General features: G+C 64.4%; 22 protein-coding genes and 1 pseudogene. 14 read left to right on the top strand and 9 right to left on the bottom strand.

What is annotated here, in order from left to right; genetic code table 11:
- Nucleotides 1-390 precede the first annotated feature (390 nt).
- Entirely contained in the window at nucleotides 391-876 is a 486-nt protein-coding gene (locus NKK50_RS18850; protein ID WP_023687520.1) for a MarR family winged helix-turn-helix transcriptional regulator, read from the top strand.
- Nucleotides 873-1,553, top strand: coding sequence for a GNAT family N-acetyltransferase (locus NKK50_RS18845; RefSeq protein WP_023732788.1), 681 nt, complete (start codon nucleotides 873-875; stop codon nucleotides 1,551-1,553). The genes NKK50_RS18850 and NKK50_RS18845 overlap by 4 nt, the downstream gene beginning before the upstream one ends.
- A 118-nt stretch (nucleotides 1,554-1,671) precedes the next feature.
- Here the strand turns inward: NKK50_RS18845 and NKK50_RS18840 are convergent, their stop codons facing one another.
- A complete protein-coding gene (locus NKK50_RS18840; protein WP_023673272.1) occupies nucleotides 1,672-1,896 on the bottom strand; it encodes a hypothetical protein in 225 nt (74 codons plus the stop codon).
- A gap of 230 nt (nucleotides 1,897-2,126) precedes the next feature.
- Here NKK50_RS18840 and NKK50_RS18835 point away from each other — a divergent pair, with 230 nt between their 5' ends.
- Nucleotides 2,127-2,468 carry a hypothetical protein gene (locus tag NKK50_RS18835; RefSeq protein WP_023681268.1) on the top strand — a complete coding sequence of 114 codons (342 nt, stop codon included), beginning with the start codon at nucleotides 2,127-2,129 and terminating at the stop codon, nucleotides 2,466-2,468.
- 4 nt (nucleotides 2,469-2,472) lie between these two features.
- Nucleotides 2,473-3,183: a phosphatase PAP2 family protein gene (locus NKK50_RS18830; protein WP_023701943.1), complete on the top strand. Its 711-nt coding sequence runs from the start codon at nucleotides 2,473-2,475 to the stop codon at nucleotides 3,181-3,183.
- A 16-nt stretch (nucleotides 3,184-3,199) separates the two neighbouring features.
- Here the strand turns inward: NKK50_RS18830 and NKK50_RS18825 are convergent, their stop codons facing one another.
- The gene (locus NKK50_RS18825) at nucleotides 3,200-3,391 is read right to left on the bottom strand and encodes a hypothetical protein (protein ID WP_023687515.1); all 192 of its coding nucleotides are present in this window, start codon (nucleotides 3,389-3,391) and stop codon (nucleotides 3,200-3,202) included.
- A gap of 79 nt (nucleotides 3,392-3,470) precedes the next feature.
- Here NKK50_RS18825 and NKK50_RS18820 point away from each other — a divergent pair, with 79 nt between their 5' ends.
- Nucleotides 3,471-3,740, top strand: coding sequence for a helix-turn-helix domain-containing protein (locus tag NKK50_RS18820; RefSeq protein WP_023687514.1), 270 nt, complete (start codon nucleotides 3,471-3,473; stop codon nucleotides 3,738-3,740).
- Between the two features lie 79 nt (nucleotides 3,741-3,819).
- Complete coding sequence (locus tag NKK50_RS18815) at nucleotides 3,820-5,541, top strand: SulP family inorganic anion transporter (protein ID WP_352543749.1); 1,722 nt, start codon at nucleotides 3,820-3,822, stop codon at nucleotides 5,539-5,541.
- An 18-nt stretch (nucleotides 5,542-5,559) separates the two neighbouring features.
- Here the strand turns inward: NKK50_RS18815 and NKK50_RS18810 are convergent, their stop codons facing one another.
- Nucleotides 5,560-6,417, bottom strand: coding sequence for an SMP-30/gluconolactonase/LRE family protein (locus NKK50_RS18810; protein ID WP_352543748.1), 858 nt, complete (start codon nucleotides 6,415-6,417; stop codon nucleotides 5,560-5,562).
- Nucleotides 6,418-6,532: 115 nt separating this feature from the next.
- Between NKK50_RS18810 and NKK50_RS18805 the strand changes: the two genes are divergently transcribed.
- Together NKK50_RS18805 and NKK50_RS18800 are read left to right on the top strand one after the other, a co-directional pair.
- On the top strand, nucleotides 6,533-7,333 hold the full coding sequence (locus tag NKK50_RS18805; protein ID WP_352543747.1) for a helix-turn-helix domain-containing protein: 801 nt from the start codon (nucleotides 6,533-6,535) through the stop codon (nucleotides 7,331-7,333).
- Between the two features lie 116 nt (nucleotides 7,334-7,449).
- The gene (locus NKK50_RS18800; RefSeq protein ID WP_352543746.1) at nucleotides 7,450-8,826 is read left to right on the top strand and encodes an adenylate/guanylate cyclase domain-containing protein; all 1,377 of its coding nucleotides are present in this window, start codon (nucleotides 7,450-7,452) and stop codon (nucleotides 8,824-8,826) included.
- 50 nt (nucleotides 8,827-8,876) lie between these two features.
- Here NKK50_RS18800 and NKK50_RS18795 read toward each other — a convergent pair whose 3' ends face one another.
- The 3 genes from NKK50_RS18795 to NKK50_RS18785 all read right to left on the bottom strand — a co-directional run bounded on the left by NKK50_RS18795 (nucleotide 8,877) and on the right by NKK50_RS18785 (nucleotide 11,268).
- Entirely contained in the window at nucleotides 8,877-9,704 is an 828-nt protein-coding gene (locus NKK50_RS18795; protein WP_023710375.1) for a C40 family peptidase, read from the bottom strand.
- Nucleotides 9,705-9,745: 41 nt separating this feature from the next.
- Nucleotides 9,746-10,684: a CHAD domain-containing protein gene (locus NKK50_RS18790; RefSeq protein ID WP_352543745.1), complete on the bottom strand. Its 939-nt coding sequence runs from the start codon at nucleotides 10,682-10,684 to the stop codon at nucleotides 9,746-9,748.
- An 86-nt stretch (nucleotides 10,685-10,770) separates the two neighbouring features.
- On the bottom strand, nucleotides 10,771-11,268 hold the full coding sequence (locus tag NKK50_RS18785) for a CYTH domain-containing protein (protein ID WP_023728787.1): 498 nt from the start codon (nucleotides 11,266-11,268) through the stop codon (nucleotides 10,771-10,773).
- Between the two features lie 91 nt (nucleotides 11,269-11,359).
- Here NKK50_RS18785 and NKK50_RS18780 point away from each other — a divergent pair, with 91 nt between their 5' ends.
- From NKK50_RS18780 to NKK50_RS18765, 4 genes are read left to right on the top strand one after another with little or no spacing between them, the layout of a single operon-like run.
- Nucleotides 11,360-12,064, top strand: coding sequence for a CerR family C-terminal domain-containing protein (locus tag NKK50_RS18780; RefSeq protein WP_023703848.1), 705 nt, complete (start codon nucleotides 11,360-11,362; stop codon nucleotides 12,062-12,064).
- Nucleotides 12,061-13,014, top strand: coding sequence for an HlyD family secretion protein (locus tag NKK50_RS18775; RefSeq protein WP_352543744.1), 954 nt, complete (start codon nucleotides 12,061-12,063; stop codon nucleotides 13,012-13,014). Before NKK50_RS18780 ends, NKK50_RS18775 begins: the two co-directional genes overlap by 4 nt.
- On the top strand, nucleotides 13,011-13,931 hold the full coding sequence (locus NKK50_RS18770) for an ABC transporter ATP-binding protein (protein WP_352520674.1): 921 nt from the start codon (nucleotides 13,011-13,013) through the stop codon (nucleotides 13,929-13,931). The genes NKK50_RS18775 and NKK50_RS18770 overlap by 4 nt, the downstream gene beginning before the upstream one ends.
- A complete protein-coding gene (locus NKK50_RS18765) occupies nucleotides 13,928-15,064 on the top strand; it encodes an ABC transporter permease (RefSeq protein WP_023681282.1) in 1,137 nt (378 codons plus the stop codon). The genes NKK50_RS18770 and NKK50_RS18765 overlap by 4 nt, the downstream gene beginning before the upstream one ends.
- 4 nt (nucleotides 15,065-15,068) lie before the next feature.
- Here NKK50_RS18765 and NKK50_RS18760 read toward each other — a convergent pair whose 3' ends face one another.
- From NKK50_RS18760 to NKK50_RS18750, 3 genes and pseudogenes are all read right to left on the bottom strand, one after another.
- The gene (locus tag NKK50_RS18760; RefSeq protein ID WP_023681283.1) at nucleotides 15,069-15,668 is read right to left on the bottom strand and encodes a DNA-3-methyladenine glycosylase; all 600 of its coding nucleotides are present in this window, start codon (nucleotides 15,666-15,668) and stop codon (nucleotides 15,069-15,071) included.
- Between the two features lie 17 nt (nucleotides 15,669-15,685).
- Nucleotides 15,686-16,066 (bottom strand): annotated as a pseudogene (locus NKK50_RS18755) (nuclear transport factor 2 family protein).
- 8 nt (nucleotides 16,067-16,074) lie between these two features.
- Nucleotides 16,075-17,052 (bottom strand): threonine ammonia-lyase, encoded by a 978-nt coding sequence (locus NKK50_RS18750; protein WP_023673293.1) that lies wholly within the window; start codon nucleotides 17,050-17,052, stop codon nucleotides 16,075-16,077.
- Nucleotides 17,053-17,247: 195 nt separating this feature from the next.
- Between NKK50_RS18750 and NKK50_RS18745 the strand changes: the two genes are divergently transcribed.
- Nucleotides 17,248-19,269: a hydantoinase/oxoprolinase N-terminal domain-containing protein gene (locus NKK50_RS18745; RefSeq protein WP_023752360.1), complete on the top strand. Its 2,022-nt coding sequence runs from the start codon at nucleotides 17,248-17,250 to the stop codon at nucleotides 19,267-19,269.
- A 123-nt stretch (nucleotides 19,270-19,392) separates the two neighbouring features.
- Nucleotides 19,393-21,564, top strand: a complete 2,172-nt coding sequence (locus tag NKK50_RS18740) for a malate synthase G (RefSeq protein WP_023819275.1) — start codon at nucleotides 19,393-19,395, stop codon at nucleotides 21,562-21,564.
- Nucleotides 21,565-21,624 lie beyond the last annotated feature (60 nt).

Genomic DNA, 21,624 nt, shown 5'->3' with positions numbered 1-21,624 from the left:
GCGCTTCTGGACGGAGAACCACCGCGCACTTCGGGCTGCTGCTATGGCGCGGACTAGTGGTTCAACGCATCTGCAAGACGGATCGAATATCCTGGCGATTGGCTGAAACGCCGATCCCGTCGTCATCCACGGGCGAAGCAAGGAGCGTAGCGACGGCGCAGACCCGAGGATCCATGCCGTGACTTCTGAACTACGCTGCGTTGCAGGTTCTGCTCCGCTGCTTCCACGGCCAAGGCATGATCCCTGGGTCTCCGCGACGGAGCTTCGCTCCTGCTTCGCCCAAGGACGACGAAGTTGAGATGCTTGCGGCCAACCTCCAAAGCAGGCGCTTGAACTCGTTCATTGCATGATTATATAACATGTTATGGTTATCCAGGAGACGGACCACCCATGGAAGACATCATTCGATCCCTTGGCTACCTCACCCTCGGCAGCAGGCTGAAGCGCATCGGCGAGCAGTTGCAGGCCGATACGCAGCGCATGCTCGATGGGCTGGAGGTGCCGGTGCAGTCCAGCCAGTATCCTCTGCTGGCCGCGCTCGACCGGCTTGGGCCGCTGCCTGTCGGCGAACTGGCGCAGTCACTGGGGATCACCCAGCCGGGGGTGACGCGCAGCGTGGCGCTGCTGGCCGAGTTGGGGCTGGTCGAGGCCGCGCCATCGAACGACGACCAGCGCCGCAGGATGATCTCGCTGACCGCGAACGGCCAGCGCCTGGTCGATAAGGCGAAGCGGGACGTTTGGCCGCGCATCGAGAACGCCGTTGCCGACTTGTGCAAAGGCCTTGCAGGGCCGCTTCTCGAACAACTCTCGGCAATGGAGGACGGCCTGGCGGCGGCCCCGCTCGACCGCCGTGTGAAACAGGATGTCGCGCCATGAGCCATGTCCTCGATCGTCCGGTCTGGAGCGCGCTCGACACGCGGCATCGGATCTTTGCGTATGGCGACAGGCTCGCCAGGCGCTATCCCTCCTCGATCGTCCCCTTCGCGGCTTCCGGGGCAGACGACGCTGAGAGTCTGCAGGCGCTCGCAAGCCTCATTCCTGCAGGTGAGAGCGTGTTCATGCTCCAGGCGGACCCCGTTGCCTTGCCGCCGGAACTGACCGCGACCGTGACCGCCTTCGGCGTTCAGATGGTTGCCGAGGCGCCATTGCCTTCCGTGTCGGACGAGCGTGTGCAGCAGCTGACGCAGGACGACGCGGCCGAGATGCTTGCTTTGGCGTCACTGACCAAGCCCGGCCCGTTCACGCTCAAGGCGCTGAGCCTCGGCGAGTTCTGGGGCGTGAAAATCGACGACCGGCTGGCGGCGATGGCCGGCGAGCGCATGAAGCAGCCCGGCTACAGCGAACTCAGCGGCGTCTGCTCGCATCCCGAATTTCGCGGCAGCGGCCTCGGCCGGCTGCTGTCGGTGTTCGTGGCCAACCGAATTTTTGCGCGCGGCGAAGTTCCCTACCTGCATGCCTATGCCAGCAATGCCAACGCGGTTGGATTGTACGAATCCATCGGCTTCAGGCTGCGGGCAGAGATGAATGTGGCCGTCGTGCAGCGCGCCGGCTAGAGCGTTTCACCGTTTCACGGAAACGGCGAACCGCTCCTAGGCCTTTATTTTTACGCAATTCCGGACGGAAAACCGCTTCACACTTTTCCTGGAATCGCTCCAGGCCGCCTTGCGGGCCTCAGGCTGATTTCGGCTCCAACCGGCGGAAACCCACGGTTTCCATAAGCATATCTTCCTCGACCATGCCGGCATTGTGCAGCGCAAGCAGGTTCAGCGCGATCTCCCGCGCCTCCGCCGAATCGGGATGCACGTCGCGCCTGCGGCAGGCTTCGTCGAACACGCGTTGCAGCCTGGCGATGTCGTCGGGTTTCAGCAGGCCACGGTCATAGACGGACTTTGGCATGGCACTCTCCTCCAGAAGAGGTAGGGCGCCATGTTTAAAAGTCCATTCTTTTCCAATGCTTGAGCGCAGCTGCCTGGGTTTGCACGAATCCGACCGAGCGTGGCAGTCAGACCGCGATCGCGCTGCCATTCATTCAGCACCTCGGCCGTGGCCTGTTCCGCCGCAGTCTGCTTGACGTGCCGCCACGCTTGCGAAACAAGAGCTGCCACAAAGGACAGCGAGGCACAAAAGTGAGTTTCTGGGGACTGGCGCAGCTCGTCATTTCGACGGTGATCTTCCTGCTGGCGGCCATCGCGGCCAAGCAATGGGGGCTGGCGCCAAGCCTTGGCAAGATCGTGCTGACACTGGCGCTCTATACGGCGGGCAATCTGATGATGCTGCGGCTGGTTCGTGAGTTCGGCATGTCGGTGTCGTTCAGCCTGTCGGCGGTGATCCAGCTGGTGGCGGTCAATGTGGTGGCGCTGGTGTTCTTCGGCGAACGCGTCAATGCCTTGCAGGCGACCGGCATCGTGCTGGCCATCGCGGCGGTGGTGCTGATCTCGCTCGGGCCTTACCTGCAGGGGCGACTGTAATCCGATGAAGACCCCGCGTGCGTTCACCAACTGGCTTGAATTTCCGGTGCTGCTGGCCGGGCTGGTGATAGCCGCCGGGCTGTGGGGCTTCGAGGAACTGATGGAGGTGGCGCGGGCCACCACGCCGCACGCTTTCGATACTGAGATCCTGCTCGCTTTCCGAAAAGTGGGTCAGCCGGATGTTCCCGTCGGCCCGGCATGGCTGGAAGGCGCGATGCGCGACATCACCAGCCTCGGCAGCTCCAGCGTGCTGGCGCTGATCGTAACGGCGGTGATCGTCTACCTCCTGCTGATCCGTAGGCCGAGGACGGCGCTGCTGATCTTTGTCGCGGTGGCTGGCGGGCAGCTGCTGTCGACCTTGCTCAAGGCCGGCATCGACCGGCCGCGCCCCGATCTTGTCTCGCACCTGGCCAACGAGACGTCGCTGTCGTTTCCCAGCGGCCATGCCATGCTGTCGGCGGTGACCTATCTCACGCTGGGCTCGCTGGCAGCGCGCTTCCTGCCGGGACGAACGACGAAAATCTATGTCCTCAGCCTGGCGGTGCTGGTAACGCTGCTGGTCGGCGTCAGCCGCGTCTATCTCGGCGTCCACTGGCCTTCCGACGTGCTGGCGGGATGGTGCGCCGGCTTCACCTGGGCGACGCTGTGCTGGCTGGCGGCGCGAATGCTGCAGCGGAACAAGGCGGTGGCCGATGGCAACGAGCCCGAAGACTGACGATCCGGAGCGACATTCAAATCAGCCGGTTGATCAGCCCGTGTCCGCAGCCTGCCAGCAGAAAAACCGCCGACAGCAAGGCTGCCGACGTCGTCAAGGTCCTGAAAATCTTCAACTGATATTTCCCCGCCATAAGAGCCAAGGCGGTTAACGTAGCATGCTCATCCCGTATCCCGCCATCCGGCTTTGTGGAGAGATCATGTTTCATGTATGCTTTATGATGGTTGAAACATCACTATGATTGTATTACACGTCGTCTCCGCAGACTCAGACGGGGGTTCCGACCGATGATCACTGCCGCGCAGATGCGCGCCGCGAGGGCGCTGGCCGGCATCGATCAGAAGACACTCGCCGAGCGTGCCGGCGTTTCGCTTCCGACAATCCAGCGCATGGAAGCGAGTGACGGCGTGGTCAGGGGTGTGGTCGATACGCTGATGAAGGTTGTCCAGGCTCTCGACGAGGCCGGGGTGGAGCTCATCGGCGAGAACCAGACCAGCGAGCGCGGCGGCCGGGGCGTGCGCCTCAAGCCGGTCGCGCCGCCGAACCCGCAAGGCTGAGCCGGCATATAGTCGCGACGGCGACCGCCGACAGTCCTGCCGACGATCCCGCCGCCTTCACGCAAGCGGAAGGCAGTCCATGGATCAGATCCGGCGGGCAGTGCATCAACCGGCCCAGAAGTCGGCAAAGCCGACATTTTCAGAGCTGTTCACGCCCAAGCTGGTGACGGTCTGGCGCGAAGGTTACCGCCTGCCGCAGTTCAAGGCCGACTTCATGGCCGGGCTGACCGTCGCCATTGTCGCGTTGCCGCTGTCGATGGCGATTGCGATTGCTTCGGGCGTGACGCCGGAGCGCGGCCTGTTCACGGCCATTGTCGGCGGCTTCATCGTCTCGGCGCTCGGCGGCAGCCGCTTCCAGATCGGCGGCCCGGCCGGCGCCTTCATCGTGCTGGTGGCGGCGACGGTGCAGCGCGAAGGCGTCGACGGACTGCTGCTGGCGACGATGATGGCCGGCATCTTCCTGCTCGCCATCGGCTATCTCCGGCTCGGAACCTATATCAAATTCATCCCTTACCCGGTGACGGTCGGCTTCACCGCCGGCATCTCGATCATCATCTTCTCCGGCCAGATCGTCGAACTGTTCGGGCTGAGGCTTGCCGGGCCGGAGCCCGGGCCGCTGCTGCCGAAACTGATGGCGATCGGCCACGCGGCCGGCACGCTCAACATCTCGGCGACGCTGGTGGCGGCGTTGACCATCGCCACCATCGTGGGGGTGAAGCGCTGGCGGCCCGGCTGGCCGGGCATGCTGATCGCCGTCGGACTGGCCTCCCTTGTCGTGGCGCTGCTTTCGCTGCCGGCGGAAACGATCGGCACCCACTATGGCGGCATTCCGCGCAGCCTGCAATTTCCGGCGCTGCCGGCGCTCAGCCTCGACAAGGCGCTTGCGGTGCTGCCGGATGCGGTGGCTTTTGCGCTGCTCGGCGCGATCGAATCGCTGCTCTCGGCCGTGGTCGCCGATGGCATGACCGGGCGGCGTCACCGTTCCAATTGCGAACTGGTGGCGCAAGGCTTTGCCAACATCGCGTCTGCCCTGTTCGGCGGCATCTGCACCACCGGCACCATCGCCCGCACCGCCACCAATGTGCGGGCCGGCGCGCATGGGCCGGTTTCCGGCATGCTGCATTCGCTTTTTCTGCTGGTCTTCATGCTGGTGGCCGCACCGCTGGCCAGCTACATCCCGCTTGCCGCCCTTGCCGGGGTGCTGGCGGTTGTCTGCTGGAACATGTTCGAGAAGCAGGCCTTCGCCACGTTGCTGCGCGCTTCGCGCGGCGATGCCCTGGTGCTGATGGCAACCTTCCTGATCGTCATCTTCCGCGACCTCACCGAAGGCATCGTCGTCGGCTTCGCGCTAGGCTCGATCCTGTTCATCGACCGTATGGCCAAGTCGATCGCCGTGGAGGCGGATTTGCCGCTGGTGCAGGACGATGTCGCCGACAGCAGCGGCCGCGCCTACGATGCAAGCGAGGCAAGCGACGCCGACACCGTCGTCTATCGCATCTCCGGCGCCTTCTTCTTCGGCGCCGCCTCTACTGTCGGCACGGTGCTCGACCGCATCGCCGACCAGCGCAAGAACTTCATCCTCGATTGTTCGGCGGTGCCCTTCTTCGATTCCACCGCGGCCAATGTCATCGAGGGCGCGGCGCACAAGGCGAAACGCGCCGGCGTGCGTTTCATCATCGCCGGCGCCTCGCCGCAGACACGGCGCATGCTGATCAACCACGGCGTCAAGCGGCCGCTGGTGACCTTTGCCGCTTCGATCAAGGATGCGCGGGCGCAACTCAAAGCCGCGCCCGTTGGCTGAGCCGGCAAATGTGCGCCGTCAGTCCAGGCTCAGCACCACGATCTCGCCCTCGTTCATCAGCGGCACGAAAATCCGCGTGCCGTCTGTGCCGATATCGGCGCTGCCCGGCTTGAACTGCTCTACAGCCTCCGGCGCCTCGCCGACTTTGTACCGATAGAGCGTGCCGGTCATGAAGGCGGTGGCGTAGATGCTGTCGCCGATGGCGACGACGCCATCGAGGTCGGCAAAGTTTTGTGCGCCAGGCAGCGGCGTCACGGCTTTCGTCGCGAGATCGACCGACAGCAGGCCGCCGGGCGCGGCAGTGCTGAAGTCCGGCTTGATGCCCTTGCCCCAGGACGCCACGATCAGCCGACCTCCATCGGCAAAGATGCCGTTGGGTGCGGCGAGCTTCGCATCCTTCACGAAAAGTTCCGGCCTGTCGCCGTCAATGCGGTAGATCGCATCGGCAAGCATGTCGGTGACATAAACCTTGCCCGATGAGTCCGATGTCACGTCGTTGAGGAAAACGGCGCCGGGCACATCGATGCTCGAGACGAGCTTGCCGCTGGCGAGATCGACGATGCGCACCTTGGTGACATCGGCGACGTAGAGCTTGCCGCCGGAGATCGCCGAGCCTTTTGGTGCATCCATGCCGTCGGTCCAGTGCTGGCTAATGATCTTGCCGTCCAGCGACAGCACCGAGAGATAGCCGTTGCCGTCGGCCTCCCCGGGATTGCCGACGATGTTGGAGACGATGATGCGATTGTTGGCGGCGTCGAACAGCGCCGATTCCGGTTGCTCGAAGCCCGAGGCGCGCCAGAGTTCGGCGGCCTCGGCCGCAGGTGCGAGCGCGATAGCGAAGGCGGCGACGCAAATCGAGGTGATGAGGGTTTTCATGGCCAGGTCTCCTGTGATGGATGGCGGAGAGCTAGGAGTTTCGATACTTTTCCGGAAGGACGATTCGAGCTAGTATCGGAAACCGATACGAAATGGCGCAAAAGAGGTGCATTCCATGAACGGCCTGATCTTCGAGGCGCTGAAGCGGACGCTGAAGGCCAAGGGCGTCACCTATCGTGAGCTTGCCGGGCGGATGGGCGTTTCCGAGCCGACGGTCAAGCGCATCTTCCACGAGCGCAACTGCAAGCTCGACCGTCTCGTCGGGATCTGCGCTGCCGCCGGCGTCGAGCTGGAAAACGTGCTGGGGTCGATGAACCGGGGGCCGGGACCGGTCAACCGCATCGCGCCAGAGGTCGAGCGCAAGCTTGCCGGACGGCCGGCGCTGCTGTTCATCTTCGTCATGCTATCGGAGAAATTCACGCCCGAGGGCGTCATGCGCTCGCAGGGCTTGAGCGAAGCGTCGATGTTCCTCTATCTGCGCGATCTCGAAGCGCTCGGCCTGATCGCACTGGGCAGCGGGCTGTCGGCACGGCTGCTGGTCGACACGCCGATCCAGTGGAATTTCGAAGGGCCGCTCAGGCCGCTGTTCGAGATGACAAACAAGAATTTCATCGGCTGGGCGATCAGCCACCTGGAGCGGGAAGCGACCTTCGTCTCCTTCTCCAGGCGGATGCGGCCGGAGACGGCGGAGATGGTCAAGCGCGAGGCCGAGGAGTTGGCCGAGCGCGTCAAGCTGCTCGCCCATCACGACCAGCACACGACGCCGGAAGACGGGTTGACCGGCTACAAATGGACGTTTGCTTTTGGCGCAACCCCGTTTCCGGCGATCATGCCGATCGGCCCGCACCCCAGGGATGCCGGTGCGTCCGACCGGCCCACCGCTCCGGCAAAGGGACGCCGCCTGCTGCCGGCTTGACGCGCCAGCCGCGTTTCAAAAACGAAACCATGATAGAGTTCGCGCGCTGATTTGCCAGACTGTACGGGGCGGGTTTGCCGAATGCGTGACCGTCCCCGCAAAATCGAAGTGATCCTATGCCGACCGCGCCAACACTTGAACTTCGCCGCTATTCGCGCCTGAAAAATTTGCGGGAGCGGGCAGAACGCCAGGGTGCTGCATTGCAGTTCTGGGCGCGCACGGCGTCGCTTGCCGTGATCTCCTGCTTCTTTTCATTGATCAGCCGCTGGGATGCCTCGCTGCTCTTCGTGCTGGCGGGCCTCGCGCTGTTCCAACTCGTCGGCCTGATCCAGTTTCGCTTTGCGCGCCGCCGCAACGCGCCATGGTGGATCGGTTACCTCGTCGGTACGCTGGACATCATTCTGTTGACCGTTCTGCTGGTAACGCCCAACCCGTTTTCCCTCGAGGTCGCGCCGGCCGCGATGCAACTGCGCGAGGGCAGCTTCAAATTCCTGCTGATTTTCGTATGCCTTGGCGCGCTGACCCTTTCGACACGATTGGCGCTCTATCTCGGCGCGCTCGCGGCCTTGACGTGGACGATCGGGGTGGGATGGGTGGTTTTGCATGCGGGAACCGTCATTCCGGCAACGAACCTCTATTCGCTGCCGATGACAGAGCGACTGAATCTCTATCTCAACCCCAATTTCGTCGATACGTTCGCGCAGGCGACCAATGTGTTGGTTGTCCTGATTATCGGCGCGATCATGGCGCTGGTCGTCTCCCGTTCCCGGCATCTGTCGGAAGACTATGTCAAGGCAGAGCGCGCCCGCGCCAATCTCGCCCGGCATTTTTCGCCCAATGTCGTCGACCAGCTCGCCTCGGATGACGAGCCCTTCGGTCCGGTCCGCCGGCAGGATATCGCGGTGCTGTTCGCCGACATCGTCGGCTTCACACACTATTCCGAGGATCATCCGGCCGAAGCAGTGTTCGAACTACTGCGTCAGTTCCACCGTCGCATGGAGCAGGTCGTTTTCGACCACCATGGCACCGTCGACAACTATATCGGCGATTGCATCATGGCGACCTTCGGGGTTCCGCAAGCCAGCCATGACGACGCAACCCGGGCCATCCGGTGCGCTGAAGCGATGATCGCCGCTATCGAAGACTGGAATGTCCAGCGTGTGTCCAGGGGATATCCGCCGCTGGACGTTCGGATCGGTGCACAATATGGCGCCGTCGTCCTCGGCGCGGTCGGCAGCGAGCGCAACCTGTCCTTCGCGGTGGTGGGCGACACCGTCAACGTCGCCAGCCGTTTGCAGGCGCTCTGCCGTGAGCTTCAGGCGAATATTTGCTTTGGGTCACGACTGATTGAGGCCGCGAAGGGGGAATCGCCCGCGACACAGTTGAATGCGCGCGATCATGGACCGGTTAGCATCCGCGGCCGGGACGAACCGGTCCATGTCTGGGTCGAACACAGAGCCGAAAACCAGGGCGCAATTGCGGTTTCGGCGTGATGCAGGCCGCCATGTGAAATGCCTGCACCTCATGACTCAGGCCGAACCCATCACGTGTCTGAGGCGATTGCGCCAGCCTTCGCGGCTGCGGCGTCGGTGCCTGCCTTGTCCTCCCAGGTCACCGCCCGGTAGTCGAAACCAAATTCCAGCGTCGGTTTCACGATGCGGAAGAAGGGCGACAGGTCGAAGTCGCGCGGCGTGTAGAGCGAGTGGTGGCGGATGTGCAGGATTTCGCGGCGCGAATAGTTCGACTGCGCCGAGGCGCGGCCGGGCGCGCGGGTGATCTCGGGCAGGATCGGGTAGCGGATCTCGCCATAGGCTTCGGCGATCAGCGTCGAGCAAATGGCGCGCGTCGGATCGCCGGAACCGAAAGCCAGCATGCGGCGGCGCCAGCGCACCGGCACCGGCGGCGTCGGCAGGAAAAAGCGCAGCATGTCGAAAATGTTCTTGAGATCGTATTTCAGGCCGAGCTTGCCGATCATGAAGGCGACGACATGGTCGCGGTCTTCCGGGGTCAGCCCGCTCGCCCGGCAGATACGGGTGTTGTAGGTGCGGTAGCGCGACAGCGGCACGGCGACACAGCCTTCGCCGAGCGTGACTTCGATCAGCCGACGCCGTTCCGATCCGTCCTCCGGCTCGGACAAGGCATCGCCGATATAGAAGGCCGCATGCGACCAGGTCGACTGGGTCAGGTATTTGATCGCCGCCGAGATCTTCTGGTTGCCTTCGATGAGCAGGATGTCGCCGGGCTCGAGCGTGCGCCGCAACGTCTCGGCGTCGGACGGCGTGTAGGGCTCATAGCCGGAGGATTCGTCCTGCAGCCGGCCGGCAAGCCAGCGGCCAAGTCGGTCGAGAAGCGTGTCGCGCGGCGCGGTCATGGCAAAGTGTGACTAGCACGAGGTGACGTCCTCGGCCATGATCAACCGACCGGGACCTCTTCCGACAATGCCGGGCCGGCGAGGTCGTCGCGCGCATTGCGCGCGAGTTTCTTCGTCAAGCGCTTGGGGCTGTCGCCGAACAGCTCGGCCGCTCCGGCGAGGCAGCTCTTCTTCAGGCTTTTTTCCGAGCGCTTCAAAAGCTTGCCAAGAAGCCTTGTGTCCTGCGCATCGCCGAACGGCTCACCGTCGGCCTCGAGCAACACGCGCATGACGAAGACGTCGTGCAGTTCGCCGAGTTTTTCGCCAAGTTCATCAACTGCCTTGCGCCGCACCTTGATCGGCGTCGGCCACAGCCGGCCGAGCAGCGACAAATGCATCGAGTGGGTCTTGGCAGCCTTGCGCAGATCGTGGAAATCCTCTGCTTCGCCGCGCGATCCCGCCCGGTCCAGCGCCTTCCTGGCACGGCGCAAGGTCTTGCGAGCGCCTTCCGCAAGCACATCGGCTGCATGCTCAGGCAGATCGGGGAGCAGCAGCCGCTCGATCCGGATCAGGCCTTCCTCGCAGGCGGCCGTGGCCGCGCCTATGGCGGCGTCGAGACCAGCCCCGGCATGCATTTCATGCTGGCGGGCGATAAGCCGGTCGCGCACGCTGTCGAGGCCGCCGCCGGCAACCTGCTCGGGAAAGGCGGCTGCCAGCCGGTCGACGGTCTCGACCAGCGCGGTCGCCTCGCGCGGCCCGGCAAGCAGCGCCGCCACCTGACGGTAGCATTGGTTCTCAGTCCGACAGAATGTTTCATTTCCGGAACGGACCAGCCGCAGCAAGGCGCGCGCGCTCTTCAGCCGCTTGCGGCATTTGTGCAATGCCTGCTCCGGCTGGTCGCGCGCGACGGCCAGATGGGCAAGCGCCTTGCCGATCTCCTCGCCAAGGATACGCCTGACCTCGCCGGTCAGCGGCAGGCGCGGATCGATGCGAAAGCTCATGCGGCGATCTCCGGAATCCCCCTAGAGCATGATGCCGAAAAGTGTGAAGCGGTTTTCGGACGACATCATGCTCCATCTCTTTTGATTTAGAGCCGGATTCCAATTTTAGGTCGACCCGACCTAAAATCATCCGGCTCTAGGGCGAGCGACGCGTTGTAAAATCTCTGCTCGCCGGTCACTTCGCGGCCGAGCCAATCAGGCAGCATTTCGTCAGGTACATCCTCCGGCGTCTCCAGTTCGGCCACCACAAGGCCGGCTAGAATCCCGCCGAAAACATCGACTTCGTAGAGATAGCCGCGATGCCTAACATGGTGGCGTGTCTTCTCGATGACATGTCCGATGGCGAAGGCCAGCATCTCCTCTGCGTCCGCCAGTGGAATTTCATATTCGTATTCGTCACGCTCGCGGATCTTGCTGCCGAATTTAAGCGTCAGCTTCGCCGAACTGCCGTCGCTGATGCGCACGCGCACGGTGCGGCCGGGTGTTGCGGCAAGATAGAACTGGCGAATGCGTATATTCGCCTCGGCCATTTCCAGCCATTCGGCGCTGGAGACCAGGAACTTGCGTTCGACTTCCTTGCCCATGGCCGCGCACTAAAGCGTCTGCGGCTCGACATGGCAAGCGGCCGTAGATAATCAATTTGACTTTAATCAATCGATTGATAAACAGGCCGACATGATCAAATCCGCGCCCGACAAAATGCCCCGCCAGGAGACATCGCCCGCCGAGCAGACGCGCGCCGCACTGGTGCTGGCCGCGCTCAAACTGTTCGGGCGGCAGGGCTTCGACGGCACCTCGACGCGCGAGATCGCGGCGGAGGCGAAGGCCAACATCGGCTCCATCGCCTATCATTTCGGCGGCAAGGAAGGGCTCCGCGGGGCCGCCGCCGACCACATCGTCGAGACCATCCAGGCGGTTGCCGGCCAGGCGCTCGGCGGCATGCAGCTGCAAGGTCAAGCCAGTTCAGAGACGGCGCGGGCGCAGCTCTCGACCGCATTGGAGCGGATGGTAGGATTTATCGTCGCCCGGCCGGAAGCTGGCGATATCGTACAATTTGTACTTAGGGAATTGACGCATCCGACGGCCGCCCTCGACCGCATCTATGACGGGGTGTTCGAACCGACGCATCGCCGCCTCTGCCAGATCTGGGAACAGGCGACGGGCGAGCCGGCCGAAAGCGAGGCCACCAAGCTCGTGGTCTTCACGCTGATCGGCCAGGTCATCTATTTCCGCATCGGCCGCGAAGCAGTGATGCGTCGTATGGGCTGGCGCGAGATCGGTAACACCGAAGCCGCCAAGGTGGTGGCGGCGGTCACAAGCAATCTTGGCGCCATACTGGCGGCCCGAAATCCGGTCGCCCGCAAGGAGGGCAAGCGATGAGTTTTCTCTGTTCCCTGCCGCTCGCGGCCCAGCTGTTCGGCGCCTGCGCGCCGGCAGCGCCGCTTGCCGTCGGCTATGTCGAGGGCGACTATGTCTTGCTGGCGCCGATCGAAGTGGCGCAGGTCGAGACCGTCGCGGTCAAGCGCGGCGACCGTGTTGTATCAGGCACGCCGGTGGTGACTCTCGAAAGCGCCGACGCAAAAATCGCCGTCGCCCAGGCAGGGGCCGCGCTCGCCCAGGCGCAGGCGCAGCTTGCCGACCTGCAGATCGGCAAGCGGCCGGAGGAGATCGCGGTGCTGAAGGCCGAGGTCGACATGGCCAAGGCCCAGGCCACGGATGCCAAGCGCAAATACGACCGCGCCGCCGACCTGTTCAAGCGTGGCGCCGGCACGCAGGCCGACTACGACACCGCCGCCGCGACGCTGGAGACCGCCAATGCGCAGGTCGGCCAGGCGCAGGCCAACCTTGCCGTCGGCGGTCTGCCTGCGCGTCCCGAAACGATCAAGGCGGCAGACAATCAGGTCAAACAGGCGCAGTCGGCGTTGAAGCAGTCTGAGTGGCGGCTGTCGAAGCGCGTGCTGGCGGCACCCTCGCCCGGCCGCATCAATGACGTCATCCGCAATCCCGGCGACACCGCCGGTCCGACCGCGCCTGTCATTTCGATGTTGCCGGACGGTGCGGTAAAGCTCAGCGTCTATGTCCCGGAAAGTGCGTTCTCGTCGATCAAGGTCGGCACGCTGCTTGTCGTCCATTGCGACGGCTGCGGGCCGGAGGTGAAGGCGCGCGTCAGCTATGTCTCGCCCGACCCGGAATTCACCCCGCCGGTGATCTACTCGCTCGAGAACCGGCAGAAGCTGGTCTACCTCGTCGAGGCGCGGCCTGAGGGCAAGGCGCAAGCGCTGCAGCCGGGACAGATCGTCGATGTCGAGCTGGTGGCCTCCGCAAAATGAACGCCATCGACGTTCATGGCCTGGTCAAGCGTTTCGGCGACAAGACTGTCGTCGACCATGTGACGATGACGGTGGCCGAGGGCGAGATCGTCGGCTTTCTCGGGCCCAACGGGTCCGGCAAGACGACGACCATCCGCATCATGTGCGGCCTGCTGACGCCCGACGACGGCGAAGGTACGGTGCTGGGTTTCAACATCCGCACCGAGTCGCTCCGCATCAAGCGCGAAGTCGGCTACATGACGCAGAAATTCTCGTTCTACGAGGATTTGACGATCGGCGAGAATCTCGAATTCGTGGCGCGGCTCTACCGGCTGAAGCCGGTCGAGGAGCATGTGTCGAAAACGCTGGAAGAGCTTGGCCTGACGAGCCGCCGCAACCAGCTCGCCGGCACGCTGTCGGGCGGCTGGAAGCAGCGGCTGGCACTGGCCGCCTGCATCATGCACAAGCCGAAGCTGCTGCTGCTCGACGAGCCGACCGCCGGCGTCGATCCGAAGGCGCGGCGCGAATTCTGGGACGAGATCCACCGGCTGGCGAGCGGCGGTCTGACCGTGCTGGTCTCCACCCATTACATGGACGAGGCCGAGCGCTGCCACCGCATCAGCTACATCTCCTACGGCAAGATGCTGGCCACCGGCACGGTGGACGAGGTGGTGACGAATGCCGGTCTGACCACCTTCGTGCTGCAGGGACCGCGCCTCGACCAGGTCGCCGATGCACTCAGGGACCGGCCCGGCGTCGACCAGGTGGCGCCGTTCGGCGCGACGCTGCATGTCGTCGGCTCCGACAAGGCAAAGCTCGAAAAGGCGCTCGCCGATGTCGAGAAGGAGCACAAGGGCGTCAGCGTAAAACCCGGCGAGACCAGCCTCGAGGACGTCTTCATCCAGTTCATGTCCGGCTCGAAGGACAATATGGCATGAACAGCGTCTTCTCCTTCGCCAGGCTCGGTGCGCTGCTGATCAAGGAATTCATCCAGATGCGGCGCGACCGCATCACCTTCGCCATGATGCTGGGCGTGCCGCTTTTGCAGCTGGTGCTGTTCGGCTACGCCATCAACAACGATCCCAAAAGCCTGCCTGCCGCACTGGTGGCGACCAGCAACGACCCCTACACCCGCGCCATTGTCGCGGCCCTGCAGACGACCGGCTACTACCGCTTCGACCATGTTGCGCAAAGTGCCGAGGCTGCCGAATTCCTGATGGCGCGCGGCGATGTCGCCTTCGTCGTCACCATCCCGGCCGATTTCGGCCGCCGGGTGGAGCGCGGCGACAATCCGCAGATACTCATCGAGGCCGACGCCACCGACCCGGCCGCCGCCAGCGGCGCCATCTCGACGCTAAGCAAAGTGGCCAGCCAGGCGCTGCTTCGGGCGCAAGGCATGCAGGAGGCGGCGAGTGAGGCCGCCAGGGGCCAGCTCGATGTGGTGGTGCACCAGCGCTACAATCCGGAAGGCATCTCGCAATACAACATCGTGCCCGGCCTGCTCGGCGTCATCCTGCAGATGACCCTGGTGATGATGACCTCGATCGCGCTGACCCGCGAGACCGAGCGCGGCACGATGGAAAACCTGCTCGCCATGCCGTCCAGCCCGTTCGAGATCATGCTGGGCAAGGTGCTGCCCTATCTTGTGGTCGGTGGCGTCCAGGTGGTGGTGGTGCTGGCGGCGTCGAAGCTCTTGTTCGCCATCCCCTTCACCGGTTCCATGTCGCTGCTGCTTACAGCCGTATTGGTGTTCGTGCTGGCGCTGGTGCTGCTTGGCTACACCATCTCGACCATCGCCCGCACGCAGATGCAGGCGCTGCAGCTGACCTTCTTCTTCTTCTTGCCGTCGATCCTGCTGTCCGGCTTCATGTTCCCCTATCGCGGCATGCCGGGCTGGGCGCAGACCTTCGGCGAGATTTTTCCGCTGACGCATTTTCTGCGCATCACCCGCGCGGTGATGCTGAAGGGCGCCGAACTGCCGGCGGTTGCGGGCGAGATCGCCTGGCTGGTCGGGTTCGTGGCCCTGTTTGCCGGCGTCGCATTGGTGCGGTTCAGGCGCACGCTCGACTGAGCGTTCAGGAATTGAGCGATGGCGGACCGCTGACGAACGGACTGCCCCTGACATAGAACCGCAGCGGGCGGTCCGCATCCTTCGTGATGCCGATGCGGATGCCTTGGCCGATGTCGCCGGGCTCGTGCTCGTCGGCTGCCAGCCATAGCGGGCCTTGGCGGCACAGATCGAGGCCGTCCAGCGAACGGTCGATCCGCAATGCCTGGGCGAGCCGCCCCGGCCCGCGCGCCAGGTCGCGCAGGCGCTCCACGCCCCGGTTCAGCCGCATGATGGCGATGCCTTCGAGCGGCTCCAGCGCCCGGATCAGCACGCCGGTGCCGGTGCCCGGCCCCTCGCTCGAGACATTGAGCATCCAGGAGACCCCATAGGCGAGGTAGACGTAGGCGTGTCCGGGCCCGAGGAACAGCGAACGGTTGCGCGGCGTCATGCCGCGATAGCCGTGCCCGGCGGCGTCGCCGGTGACATAGGCCTCGGTCTCGACGATACGGCCGCTGACGATGCCTTCCGGCAGCTCCCGCACCACGAGCTTGCCGATGAGATAGCGGGCGAGATCGGCCGTATCATCAGGCAGTTCGGCACGATCGAGCGGATGGTGGCCGGTCATGCTACCGCCGCCGTGTTTCAAGGTATCCGTTCGACCCATTGCGCGCGCGACTGCCCCGGCTCGAACGGATCGCCGAAATACTGGGTCTCGCGAACCACCTAGCCATCGACGAACTCCATGATGCTCACCGTATAGGACGGAATCCCGTCATAGGTCAGGACATATTCGGTGATCCAGAGGTCGCCTGACCCGGTGATCCGCCGCACGGCAAAGCGCTTCCGGTTGGGCTGCGTGGCGCGCGACGACTGGATGTTGTGCCGTCCGCTGATGCGCTCGCCTGATTGCGGATAATCGAGCACCGCGTCCTCGCGATAGATCTGATGCTCCGTCTCCAGATCATTGGCATCGGAGGCAGCCCAATGGCGATCGAGAGCCGCCCTTATCTCAGCGTCTGCCATATCGGTTCTCAGGCCGCGGCCATGATCTCGGCATAGGTGGTGAAATCGACATTGCCGCCTGACAGCACGACGGCGACGCATTTGCCCGACAGTTCGATCTCGCCTGACGAGAGCGCCGCCAGCGCCACGCAGCCGCCGGGTTCGACCACCAGCTTGAGATGGGCCATGGCGTCGCGCACCGCCTGTGCGGCCGCCTTGTCGGAGACGGCGATGGCGCCGGCGAGGTTCTTGCGGTTGATCTCGAAGGTGATGGCACCGGGCTCTGCGGTGAGGATGGCATCGCAGATCGAACTGTGGCCGGGCTCGTTAGAAACCCTTTTTCCCTCGATCAGCGAGCGGCGGGTGTCGTCGAAATGCTCGGGCTCAACGGCCCAGACTGCTGTGGCCGGCGAGGCATCCTTGACGGCGATCGAAATGCCGCTCGTCAGGCCGCCGCCTCCACAGGGAATGACGACCGCATCGAGGCTGACGCCGAGCGCTTTTGCCTGGCGCATCAGTTCGAGACCGATCGTGCCCTGGCCGGCGATGATGGCCGGATCGTCGAAAGGAGGCACCAGCACCATGCCCTTGTCCATGTAGGGTCGCACCACCGTCATGCGGTCGTCGCGAAAGCGGTCGAACGGCACCACTTCGGCGCCCATCTTGCGGACATTGGCGATCTTCATCGCCGGCGCGTCGGCCGGCATGGCAATGACCGCCTTGACGCCGAACATGGCAGCCGCCGCGGCGACGCCCTGAGCATGGTTGCCTGAGGAGAAGGCGACGACGCCGCGGCTGCGCTCTTCTTCGCTCAGCGAAGACAGTTTGTTGTAGGCGCCGCGGAATTTGAACGAGCCGGTGCGCTGCAGCGTCTCCGGCTTGAACAGGATGCGGCCGCCGAAGCGTTTGTTGAGTTCCAGCGATTCGATCAAGGTCGTTTCGGCGATCAGGCCGGAGAGCCGCGCGGCGGCGGCATGGATGTCGGCGATCCCGGGAAGCGTGGTCATGGCGAAGTCCTGAAAGGGATGAGATCGGCGCATGGTGCACGCAAAGGCAGGCCACGCACCAATGAAAAAATGTGACCGTTACAAAGTTTGGCGGGCATGAGCGGCGACGAGGGTCAAACTGGCCCACCTCTCCCGCCTTTATCAGCTGGGCCGTATCGGCTAAGGGCGGGGGAGCAGAATCCCGGACCGCCAGACATGACCGCCAAGCCAAAACCCCTGTTTCTCGGTATCGACACCGGTGGCACCTATACCGATGCCGTGCTGTGGTCGGAACAAGGCGGGCCAAAAGGCAAGGTGCTGGCCAAGGCCAAGGCGCTGACCACGCGGCACGATCTTGCTGTCGGCATTTCCGGCGCGGTCGATGCGGTGCTGGGAAAATCCGCCACCGATCCGGCCGCTATCAAACTCGTGTCGATGTCGACGACGCTCGCCACCAATGCGCTGGTCGAGGGCCAGGGTGGGCGTGTGGCGCTCATCATGATCGGCTTTACCGGGGCCGACCTTGCGCGCGACGGGCTGAAGACGGCGCTCGGCACCGATCCGGTGGTGTTTTGTCCGGGCGGCCATGACGTGCACGGCAATGCGGCCAAGCTCGATCTGTCGGGGCTGGAAGCAGCACTCCCTGAACTCGGCGCCTCGGTGTCGGGCTTTGCCGTCTGCGCCTATTTCGCCACCCGCAACCCGGCGCATGAACTCGCCGCGCGCGACCTCATCCGCGAAAAGACCGGCCTGCCGGTGACCGCCAGCCATGAATTGTCGGCCAAGCTCGGCGGTCCGCGTCGCGCGCTCACCACCTTGCTCAACGCCAGGCTGATCTCGATGATCGACCGGCTGGTGGCGGCAACCGACGGATTTTTGGAAGCCCGCAACATCGCAGCGCCCCTGATGGTGGTGCGCGGCGATGGCGCGCTGGTTTCGGCGGCGTTTGCCCGCCAGCGGCCGATCGAGACCATCCTCTCCGGCCCGGCCGCCAGCCTGGTCGGCGCCCGCCACATGACGGGCCTGGACAACGCCATGGTGTCCGACATTGGCGGCACCACCACCGATGTCGCCGTGCTCGATGGTGGCCGGCCCCGGCTCGACCCCGAAGGCGCCACCGTCGGTGGCTTCCGCACCATGGTCGAGGCGGTCGCCATGCGCACCTTCGGCCTCGGCGGCGATTCCGAAGTGGCGCTGGAAGATGGCGCGCTCAACCCGAAGATCCTGCTCGGGCCGCGCCGCCTGGTGCCACTGGCGCTGGCCGGCATGATGCATGGTGTTTCCGTGACATCGGAGCTCGAGCGCCAGCTCAGGGCGCCCAACCCCGGCCGCATGGACGGCCGCTTTGCGTTGCGCACCGGCGTGCCGGACAGGCTCGCCGCCGGCCTGACCGCGCCCGAGGCGAAACTGTATGAACTGATTGGTGCCGTGCCGCTCGCCATCGACAGGCTGCTCACCTCGAACGCCCAGAACGCCACGCTGAACCGGCTGGTCTCGCGCGGTCTTGTGCATATCTCGGGCTTCACCCCCTCGGACGCCGCCCATGTGCTCGGCAAGCAGGCCAACTGGGACCCGCTTGCGGCCCGGCTCGGCGCCGAACTGTTTGCCCGCAAGCGTGATGGGCGAGGCCAGTACATCGCGCCGTCTCCGGAGGTGATTTCCGAACGCGTGCTGCTGACGCTCACGCGCTGGTCGGCCGAATACATTCTGGAGACAGCCTTTGCCGAGGATGGGCTGGATGGCGCCGCCACCGTCGCGCATGCGCTGGTGCAGCGCGCCGTCGATTCCCATCCCGGCATCGCAAGGCTCAGCGTCGCGCTCGATCGTCCGGTCATTGGCCTCGGCGCCTCGGCGCCGCTGCACTATGCCGGCTTGGCCGAGCTGGTCGGTAATGAGTGCGTGGTGCCGGAGGATACTGATGTCGCCAACGCGCTCGGCGCTGTCGTCGGCCAGGTCCGCGTCTCCGCCGAAGCCCGCGTCAGCCAGCCCAGGGAAGGTTTGTTTCGTTTGGCGTCGGGGCAAACGGTGCGCGACTTCACGGACGAGGCCGAGGCGATCGCGGCAGCGGAGGCTGATGTGCGGGCGATCGTAGCCGCGCGCGCGAAGGATGCCGGCACGGATAATGCCGAGATCGACGTTTCGACCGAGTTCAAGGTGTCTACGGTTGAGGCCCAACGGATGTTTATCGAAGCGCATGTGGTGGCGGTTGCATCGGGTCGGCCGAGGATTGCGGTTTAGGTGATCTCCCCCACGAGGGGAGAGATCAGCAGCTTCAAATTCCCCGCCTTCACCCTAAGCTGAATTGACCCTTCACCCCTGACATGCCAAAGGCCGCAAAGCCTTTCATCTGGAGAAGCCCTGATGACCGATCGCGTCGAGATCGCCGGATTGCGGATTGCCCGCGAACTGCATGACTTTGTCGGCGAAGCGCTGCCGGGTACCGGCATTGCCGCCGACGCCTTCTGGAACGGCTTTTCGGCTATCGTCCATGATCTCGCGCCGAAGAACCGGGCGTTGTTGGCCAAACGCGACGCCATGCAGGAACAGATCGACGCCTGGCACCGCGCCAATGGCGCGCCCATCGATATGGAGGCCTACAAAAGCTTCTTGCGTGAGATCGGCTATCTCGTGCCCGAAGGGCCGGCCTTCTCCGTGACGACCGACAATGTCGACCCCGAGATCGCCAGCGTTGCCGGGCCGCAGCTGGTGGTGCCGGTGATGAATGCGCGTTATGCGATCAACGCCGCCAATGCTCGCTGGGGCTCGCTCTACGATGCGCTCTACGGAACCGACGCCATTGCCGAGACCGGTGGCGCCGAGAAGGGCAAAAGCTTCAACCCCGTGCGCGGCGCCAAGGTGGTTGCCTGGGCGAAGAGTTTTCTGGACGAGTCCGTGCCGCTCACCTCGGGCAAATGGGCCGGCGTGAACGGGCTGACGGTTTCGGGTGGCACCTTGCGGCTCGGCGCTGGCGCCGGCGGCACCACGCTGGCCAACCCGAAACAATTTGCCGGCTATCGCGGCGACGGTGCCAACCCGGAAGCCATCCTGCTGGTCCAGAACGGCCTGCACATCGAGATCCTCATCGACCGCACCAACCAGATCGGCCGCACCGACCCGGCCGGCATTGCCGACGTGATCCTGGAATCGGCGCTGACCACCATCCAGGACTGCGAGGATTCGGTCGCGGCGGTGGATGCCGAGGACAAGGTCATCGTCTACCGCAACTGGCTCGGCCTGATGAAGGGCGATCTGGCGGAGGAAATCAGCAAGGGCGGCAAAACCTTCACGCGCAAGCTCAATCCGGACCGCGCCTGGACCGCGCCCAGTGGTGGCGCGCTGAGCTTGCCTGGCCGCTCGCTGATGCTGGTGCGAAACGTCGGTCACCTCATGACCAATCCGGCCATCCTCGACCGCGATGGCAACGAGGTGCCGGAAGGCATCTTGGATGCGGCGATGACGGCGCTGATCGCGCTGCACGATGTCGGCGCCAACGGGCGTCGGATGAATTCCCGCGCGGGCTCAATGTATGTGGTGAAGCCGAAGATGCATGGGCCGGAGGAAGTCGCCTTCGCAGTCGAGATTTTCGACCGCGTCGAAGCGCTGCTCGGTATGGCGGCAAACACCATCAAGATGGGCATCATGGACGAGGAGCGGCGCACCACCGTCAACCTCAAGGAGGCGATCCGCGCGGCGAAGGAGCGCGTCGTGTTCATCAACACCGGCTTCCTCGACCGCACCGGCGACGAGATCCACACCTCGATGGAAGCCGGGCCGATGATCCGCAAGGGCGACATGAAGCAGGCCGCCTGGATCTCCGCCTATGAGGCGTGGAATGTCGACATCGGGCTCGAATGCGGGCTCGCCGGTCATGCCCAGATCGGCAAGGGCATGTGGGCGATGCCGGATCTGATGGCGGCGATGCTGGAACAGAAGATCGCGCATCCCAAGGCCGGCGCCAACACCGCCTGGGTGCCGTCGCCGACAGCGGCGACGCTGCACGCCACGCACTATCACAAGGTCGATGTCCACGCCGTCCAAGCGGCGCTGAAGAGCCGGCCGAAGGCGAAGCTCGATGATATATTGTCGGTGCCGGTGGCGGTGCGGCCGAACTGGACCCCCGACGAGATCCAGCGCGAGCTCGACAACAATGCGCAAGGCATTCTGGGCTATGTCGTGCGCTGGATCGACCAGGGCGTCGGCTGCTCGAAAGTGCCCGACATCAACGATGTCGGCCTGATGGAAGACCGCGCCACGCTGCGCATCTCCTCGCAGCACATCGCCAACTGGCTGCACCACAAGGTGTGCTCGCAGATCCAGGTGATGGATTCGCTGCGGCGCATGGCAGCGATCGTCGACCTCCAAAATGTCGGCGACCCGCTCTACCGCCCGATGGCCGCCGATTTCGACAATTCCATAGCCTTCCAGGCCGCCTGCGACCTGGTGTTTAGAGGCCGCGAACAGCCGAACGGCTATACGGAGCCGGTGCTGCACGCGCGGAGGCTGGAGCTGAAGGCGAAAGAGCGGGCGAATTAGCGCCTGCGTTTCCCTCCCCCTCGAGGGGAGGGTGGCCCGAAGGGCCGGGTGGGGTCCTGC

Origin of the sequence: Mesorhizobium sp. M0001 (genome assembly GCF_040324255.1) — a bacterium.
In the GTDB taxonomy this organism is placed as follows: domain Bacteria; phylum Pseudomonadota; class Alphaproteobacteria; order Rhizobiales; family Rhizobiaceae; genus Mesorhizobium.
This window is presented reverse-complemented; position numbering and strand designations above follow the sequence as displayed.